The 7,562-nt window shown below is 55.1% G+C and carries 8 protein-coding genes; all 8 read right to left on the reverse strand.

Translation table 11 applies throughout. The annotated features are described in order from the left end of the window. Positions 1-157: 157 nt before the first annotated feature. The gene (locus C8N45_RS14365) at positions 158-1,492 is read right to left on the reverse strand and encodes an MvaI/BcnI family restriction endonuclease (protein WP_108386935.1); all 1,335 of its coding nucleotides are present in this window, start codon (positions 1,490-1,492) and stop codon (positions 158-160) included. Then, positions 1,473-1,907, reverse strand: a complete 435-nt coding sequence (locus C8N45_RS14370) for a very short patch repair endonuclease (protein ID WP_309499006.1) — start codon at positions 1,905-1,907, stop codon at positions 1,473-1,475. The genes C8N45_RS14365 and C8N45_RS14370 overlap by 20 nt, the downstream gene beginning before the upstream one ends. A 31-nt stretch (positions 1,908-1,938) precedes the next feature. Beyond that, on the reverse strand, positions 1,939-3,159 hold the full coding sequence (gene dcm / locus C8N45_RS14375) for a DNA (cytosine-5-)-methyltransferase (RefSeq protein ID WP_108386937.1): 1,221 nt from the start codon (positions 3,157-3,159) through the stop codon (positions 1,939-1,941). Between the two features lie 78 nt (positions 3,160-3,237). Continuing rightward, positions 3,238-3,555 carry a stability/partitioning determinant gene (locus tag C8N45_RS14380; protein WP_108386938.1) on the reverse strand — a complete coding sequence of 106 codons (318 nt, stop codon included), beginning with the start codon at positions 3,553-3,555 and terminating at the stop codon, positions 3,238-3,240. Beyond that, entirely contained in the window at positions 3,552-4,229 is a 678-nt protein-coding gene (locus C8N45_RS14385; protein WP_108386939.1) for an AAA family ATPase, read from the reverse strand. Before C8N45_RS14385 ends, C8N45_RS14380 begins: the two co-directional genes overlap by 4 nt. Positions 4,230-4,294: 65 nt before the next feature. Beyond that, the gene (locus C8N45_RS14390; RefSeq protein ID WP_108386940.1) at positions 4,295-5,977 is read right to left on the reverse strand and encodes a relaxase family protein; all 1,683 of its coding nucleotides are present in this window, start codon (positions 5,975-5,977) and stop codon (positions 4,295-4,297) included. Continuing rightward, entirely contained in the window at positions 5,974-6,429 is a 456-nt protein-coding gene (locus C8N45_RS14395; protein WP_108386941.1) for a plasmid mobilization protein, read from the reverse strand. The genes C8N45_RS14390 and C8N45_RS14395 overlap by 4 nt, the downstream gene beginning before the upstream one ends. Further along, on the reverse strand, positions 6,419-7,177 hold the full coding sequence (locus tag C8N45_RS14400) for a helix-turn-helix domain-containing protein (protein ID WP_108386942.1): 759 nt from the start codon (positions 7,175-7,177) through the stop codon (positions 6,419-6,421). The genes C8N45_RS14395 and C8N45_RS14400 overlap by 11 nt, the downstream gene beginning before the upstream one ends. Positions 7,178-7,562: the final 385 nt, after the last annotated feature.

The raw sequence follows: 7,562 nt of genomic DNA on the forward strand, positions 1-7,562 counted from the left end.
GAGAGGTCGAGACATCACTGCCTCAAGTATTAGGAGATGAATGCTCAAGAGTGTGACGCCGAACGGCTTCATTTTTTGCCAAGCAAGCTGAATTTTTGACCAAGCCCTGTTTAGGGCTCTGCGATACTGGTCTATTCCAAGCACATCCCAGTCAAGCTTAATTGCCGAGAAGATTGGTTATCGATGTCTCTGAGTAGAGGCAAGGAAGAAGCTTATGCCTGACCCGAAACTGACTACGCCGCTTAGTTACTGGCTTACCAGTATCGGCATTCTCCAATTTGATACCAGGGTCATAATACACGGCCCCTCTCGCAAACGCGCCCAATAAGAGAAGCACATCAGTCCCTTGGTTCATTTCAACAACCGGCCCATAACTATACTCTGGGGGAGGGGCACGCATTAGAGACGGCACATAAGCCGCCTTGGCGTGTTTGCGGTTCCAATGTGCCATGATTTCCTTGAACCCCCACGAAGCAGCAATCGTGTCGTCACGAGCAACGAGTACAATCGCTCCATCCACATCCGTGATCTTGCCGGATGCAGGATCAAAGCCGGTCATACGTAATGCTAAATTCGTTTCCGCATGGAAATCTCTGTCATTTGCATAGACGCCCCCGAAGTTGATCCGGCCTGCCTTCCCGGCTTTGTCAGCATAGCCAAACCGACGCAGGAAAACTTCCACACCCTTATCTCGGTAGACCCCACCTGTCGGCTCGGGTGTCATCAGCGTAACCGGGCTCTTGGCCGTAAATTTTGTAAAATCCCGCACGCCGTATTGTTTGACCTCCCATCCCATAAAGTCTGGCTCTGCGCAGCCGTTGGGCGATATGCCCAGTTCGGCTTCCAGCGTGTAGCCGCCGCCGTTGCGGGCGCTGTAGGGCTCAGGCACCCCTGTCCTGCCCATCTTCTGCGAGGGTATCCAGCCTCTACTGTGGATGCGCCGCAGAGCTTCCAGCAGGGCCTCTTTCGGGTTGGTGCCACCCTGCCGCACGGTTTCGAGGTCGATAAACACGCCCGACAGCGGCAGCGTGTCCACAATGGCATCCAATGCCCTCACAACGGGATCGGAGTGCGCCAAAACATGGCCGATCACGCGACCGTCAGGGCTGATGCCGAAGAATAGTATCCTGCCTTCGTCCCTAGACCGCATCAGATCTTTAGGAGCGCGCACAGCCCCTCTTAGAAAGCCAGACACTCTGACCTCTGGGTATTTCGGATATAGGATAAGCTGGGCGTCCGGGGCCTGCGCCAACCCCTGATCGTCGAGCCAGAAGAAGTTCACCTTTGCTTTGGCGCGGTTGCGGACCGATCCCGCAATGGTGCTGACGTCATCCTCGATCTCACCGTGGGGGATGATGTTTAACGCACCGAAGTCACCGCCAAGGTAGACTTGGTTTTTAGAGTTGTCGTTCGGAGCAAGACGTTTTGCGTAGAATCTGACAGCACCATGAGAGGCCATCTGATCGAGCAGTCTATTGAGTGGATTCGTCAATCAAACGGCCTTCAATGCTTAATTCTTTTGCATCAGAGGACAGCCATACGGAGAGGGAGTCAATCACGTGCGCCAACGGCAGACGGCCCTTGCTCTTCAGCGCGCATTCCCAAACCACAGCAACGCGCCACCCGTCCGCCCAGAGCTGGCAGCGCACATCCACGTCCCGCGTCTGGTTGCGACCAATCTTATCCCGCCAGAACTCCTCGCGGGTTTTTGGCCACCGGAACAGCGGACAGTTATGCCCGTGCCAGAAGCACCCGTGAACGAAGACCGCAGCGGTATACCTTGGCAGGATCAGATCGGGTTTTCCAGGCAGGTCTTTCGCGTGGAGCCTATATCGAAAACCCCGCGCGTGCAGAGCCTTGCGAATGATCATTTCCGGGCGCGTGTCTGCTCCCCGGACCGCCGCCATGTTGCGGCTGCGGGTTGCCCGGTCGTGGACGTCAGCCAACTTTCTTCAGGGGCTGCGTTCTGACCAGTTCGGCAATATGCGGGCGCATCACTTGTGCCACCTCGGCAAACACCGGCACGGCCACCGAATTGCCGAACTGCTTGTAAGCTTGTGTGTCAGAAACAGGAATCCGGAAGCTGTCATCGTAGCCCATGAGGCGGGCGCATTCCCGTGGTGTCAGGCGGCGCGGGTTGTTGCCCTCTCCCCGGCTTACAAGGATCTCCGAGCCATCCTTGTAGTACCGAGCCGACAGCGTCCGGGAAATGCTGTCGCCGTCGACAAGCCCAAAGCCGAAACCGTTGCCCTTGGCTTTGTGTTTGGCAGCATAGCCTTGAAGATAAGTCCAGAGCTTGTCCGACAGCGTGTACTTGCTGCTGACTTTTGCATCAGGCCCGACGGTAAAAGGCCCCTCCGGCGCTTCGGTACCGTTCTCGGGGTGCAGGATATCGCGCATTCCTCTGCCTTTCCGGCCGGGTAGAACGACATCGTCGAAATCGAAACCTGTTTTCTCGCGGAACCCGACCATGACGATCCGTTCCCGGTGTTGTGGGACGAAGTTGGCCGCATCAATGATCCGGGTGTGCAGGGTGTAGCCCAGCTCTTCGGTCAGCTTGCGGCGGATGACCTCGAAGGTCCGGCCCTTGTCGTGACTTTTGAGATTCTTCACGTTCTCCAGCAGGAACGCAGCGGGCCGGTGGTGCATCAGAATGCGCAGGACGTCGAAAAACAGCGTCCCCTGGGTTTCGTCGTCGAAGCCATGCGCTCGGCCGAGGGCGTTTTTCTTCGATACACCCGCAATGGAAAACGGCTGGCAGGGAAAGCCAGCCACGAGGACATCATGGTCGGGTATATCAGCGGCCTCGATATCGCGGATGTCACCTTCGATAGGTCGGTTGTCAGGGAAATTCGCATGATAGGTCTGCTGAGCAAACTTGTCCCATTCAGACGTGAAAACGCAGGTACCGCCTGCGCTGGTCATTGCCTTTCGCAGCCCGCCGATGCCTGCGAACAAGTCAATGAAGGAGAAAGAAGCCCCCTCTGCCGGGACACGCCTCGCGTCCACTTGTAGTTGCAGAAGTTTCAATACGGCGTCTCGGGGCTTTTCTTCGCCACGCTTCCAGCGGTATATGTGGCCTTCAGAATAGCCTAGGTTTTGTGCTGCGTCGGTTACAGACCAGCCGCTTTGCTGGATCAGCGTTTCAAATTCGGTCATTCTGCTCTTCCCTGAGTTCGCCCGCTCTGGGACGATTTTTGACACTCTGTTATTAAAAGACCCTTAAAGCAAGAACATTCATGAAACATTTGTTCGTATATTCGCTTCAAGCGTGGATACTGCTTCTTCAAAGGCTTCGCCGAGCCCCCATCCATTCTCGTCCGCCAACATGTAAAAAGCATCAATCGTTTCCTGTCGTGTCTTGATGTTAATCTGCACGTTGCGGCCGGTTCGGCGACGGCGGAGTTTAGGTTTCGCATCTCTATCAAAGCCTTCAGTTTTCGCTGAGTCCCTTATGTTGTCTCGGGGCAGATCAAGACGAGCTGGCTCTGGCTTCACTCCACTCAAGTCTGTTTCATTCGTGGTAAATCCAAGATCGAGGCGGCTTTTGGTCATTCTGTTTCCCCTGATTTGCCCAACAGAGTAATCACCTCTTCCAAAAACTCTTCAGCGTTTTGAATGGCCTGCGGATGGTTGCTGGTAGCACTTCCGTCTAGTTCAGTAAGTGTAAGGCCAAAATCGAAGATGTCGCGATAGGCGGCTCTTTCCACAATGGGCGTTGATAAAACTGGCACACCAGCGGCGTCCAGTTGCGCCCTGACGTTGCGCAATGATCGTGTCATCAGAGCGGCATTGGTTCGGGTCAGGACAACACGGTACTCTAGCTGTCGCCCCAGCATCTTTGACTGGCTCTCTATCAACCTGATCGTCTTGGCAGCCCCCTTCGCGTCCATCGAAGCCCCTTGCAACGGGATCAACACAAGATTCGACAGCCCAACCGCTTGAGCAACCGCGAGGCTGGCTGTCCCTTCGAGGTCCACAATAACGAAGGCGAAGCGTTGTGACGCTTCAATGATGGTGTCGATGATCATGTCAGGGTCAGTCACGGATTTGACACTGATATCAGAGGAAGATGTGCCGGAAGCCAACCATTGTGATATCCATCGTTCGGGGTCTGCATCGATAATGCAGACCTTTCCCCCTCGATGAGCGATCTGTCCGGCAAGTAGCAGTGCACAAGTCGTTTTGCCTGCTCCCCCCTTTGGATTTGCAAATGAAATAACGGGCACATCGCACTCCTGTGGCTAGATGGTAGCAACCCGGTAGCTACTAGCTAGCTACCAGCTACAACCGGTTACGGATTGAAATTGTTTCGAGGTGAAGTGCGCCCAGTCGGCTGAGTCAGCCGCTCCTGATCTGGCTGGCGGACGCTTCGAGGTCCGCGATCCGGTGTCGTAGCGTGCTGCCGCTCTGCACCAAGGCCTCGGTCCAGCGCGCTTGATGCCCTTGATCGCTCACGGATTTCGCCCAGCAGTTCAACAATTCTTGTTGCAATTTCGCGGACGCCAGCACGCAACTCGTCAAGTCGGAGGAGAAATTTGCGCTGGTCTTCCTCAAGAGTGCTTCGCAGCGTTTCAATTCGGCTTCCGAGCGCTCCAAAGCGGCTACGGACTGCTCGCAGGTGGTCGTCAACTCTTCCACGCACGCGAGCAATTCTTTTTCGAGTGGTGTCAGCATCTATTGGCTCTCCCTTAGTGATCTCACGCAAACGCTCCCGGACCTTGACCGCAGCGGACACGGTACGACTTCGCTGCCGGGAGGGTGTCGAAACACCTGACCAATTCCTCCAAGGCCAGTGGTGACTTCCACCCTCGGCGTTGACGAAGCTGAGGTCGGCTGAGGCGGTGATGGAAGGAGCATCAGGGCAATCAAGACCCCTGCGATGCCGCTGATCACTGCTCCGACCATCATCGGAGCCAGAAGCGTCATCAATCCGTCCCGGATCCAACCGATCCGTACCTGCTTCATCAGTTCGGCCGCTGTATTCGCCTTCTCGGTCCACAGTTCGCAATTCTGCATCTGGAGCGATATCCGCTGATCTATCGCCTGCGCCAGAGCGTCCATATCGCGTGAGGTTGTATGCAGCGCGCTTGTCGCACGCTCTCTGATATCGCTGGTGAAGCTCTCCAACTCCGAAGCCAGCGAGTCGAGCTGAAGGTCTGCGCTTTCCGTCATCTTCTGCCGCAAACGCTGCTTCAATTGTTGCTTCGACGGTCCATTCTTCATCGAAAATTGCTCCCTTCAACCGGAACCGCTCCTTGGTTTCAGGATCGAATGCGGTGATGTATTTCTTGCCGAGACGAGGTGTTTCCCAACCCATCTCATGCAAAGCCGCGATCAGCGTTGAACGGTCCAAGACTAAACCCTCTTCGATCAACTCAAAGAGCTGCTCATGGAGGCCTTCACGGCTCTTCGCACGCGTCGGAGCCTCTTTGCTTTTCTTGGCATCCTGCTGCCGTTTCGGATCGCGGGGATCAGCCCAAGCGTGTTGATGGTTCAGCATATCCGCAAGGGCGTCGAATTGTGGTTCGTGACCCGGCCGCGCAATGTTCATGCTGTTGCCGGTGACAAGTTCTTGACGAGGGACAACGAAATGAAGCTCAACGCGGCCCATGTGCGTGTGAGACACCCAAAGACATTCAAACTGGTGGTCTTGCAGCCCCGCAAAGGCCAGCTCTTCAAAAAGCCGCATCACCTCGCGTTGTTGTTCTTCAGTCGGAGCGTCGCCACGCTCAAAAGAGACTACGCCTGACGTGTAGGTCCAAGCATGACGGCAGGTATCGATCAAATGAATGGTCCGCTCAGGATCACCGGCCAGAACCTCTGGCCGAGGAGACCGAGTGACCATTTTAGGCAGGCCGTCACGACCGCAAATCACATCTCGGTTTTCGTCATATGCGATGACCTCCGTAGCGATCAGGTATTGGACCGGTCCCGCGCCCCCGCCTTTGCCCGTCGAAAAAAAGCGGATCATCATATTCCGTCCTCCCGACTACCAATTTTCAACAGCTCAGACATCCGACGGTCGATAGCGACCAGCGCCGCGATCATGGCGCTAGCCTCCAACTGCTGAATGCTAGCGCCGCGCGAAATCTGCTCCCTCGCTTTCCGAGCAAGCTGCTGGACATCCCGTGTCGTGCGGCTCACCGCTAGAACAATCTCCGGGGACACATCTGGCGCGGGCTTACGACTTCTCGGGTCAGCCAACCCGAGTGCTTCACGCAGCAACTGCGACGCCGACACGCCTGCCGCCTTGGCCTTCGATTTGATCTCTACTTTCTCGGCTTTTGTGCAGCGAAGATCGATCTTCTCAGACAGCTTTTCGTCCTTGCCGTCGGAGCAATTGGTGGGGTTGGTAGGGGAGGCACGCCTCCCATGCCTGCCCGCGTCGCCAGACGTGGGTACACTTGCTGTTAGTCTATGCTGCATCGGATAACGCCCCCACGCTGGAGGACTGCTCAACCATTCGGCGGATCATGGACATCTGCTCTCGTAGAAGCTTGCTTCCGCGTGGCCCCGGACCCAGAGCTGGCAGGTAATAACCTGCTCTGCCCTCGTTCATCGCCTTGGGCAACACCCGGTACAATTCGTCGATACCATGCCGGTGTAGGACTTCGTTCCAGTCGCGCTCCAAGCGACCTCCGCCACCCGGAACGAACACAAGGCTTTCGCCGGACTGCCTCCATTTTGGCAAGTCCGGCGGAACGCCTTTCTTTTTCTTGTGTTTTAGAGACTCTAGGTTTGGTGGACGTTTTTGTCCGCAAGCCACGGACACTTTTGTCCCAGAAGTCGGACATTTCTGTCCGCGCATTTGCCCATCACTACGGACATTTTCGTCCGGCTTTTCACCTTGGTTTTTCTCGCGTAAATTACTGGCAGCTTCATGACCAATCGGGTTGATCCGGTATGTCGTCGGAGCATCACTGCACTTTCCAGTCTCGATCAGGAACCACTTTGCACGGAGTTCCCTGATCGAGCGCTGGACAGTCTTAGTGCAGATATTTAGGTCTTTTGCGACGACAGAATGCGCGGTTAGCGCCCGCAATCGTTTTCCATTGAAGCGCACCATGACGATATACAACGCAATCTGTATAGAACGAGGACTGAGTGTGGTATCCCGTGAAATCAGGTTCAACCACTGGAATTTTACGTCTTTAAAGGGGAGGAGCTTAGCCATGAGCCAGTCCCCCTTTTCCGTTTACAGCATCACTGTAAGTCGTTGATTTACCGCAGTGAACAAACAGGGTCCGTTTACAGCAAATTGGTTTAGAAACAACGGCGGTATACGGATTGCAAATCCGTGTACACCGGTTCGATTCCGGTACTCGCCTCCAATAAAATCAATGACTTAGCGTCATTTTTGAGCCCAAAATTATCATATACACATGATACACACTTTTGGCTTTGCGCTTAGTTGTGTTTACGTGGGCTGAATCACTGTGTTGAACACAGTGTTTGGCGTTACTGTGTCTGACGTCAGCGCCTATGGGTCCAAATAGCTGTATTTGCTAAGGGAGGGTTTGTTGCTCATCGTAGCCACTGAGGAGTGGACGATGAGAAAG

The organism is Yoonia sediminilitoris (assembly GCF_003058085.1).
In the GTDB taxonomy this organism is placed as follows: Bacteria; Pseudomonadota; Alphaproteobacteria; order Rhodobacterales; family Rhodobacteraceae; genus Yoonia; species Yoonia sediminilitoris.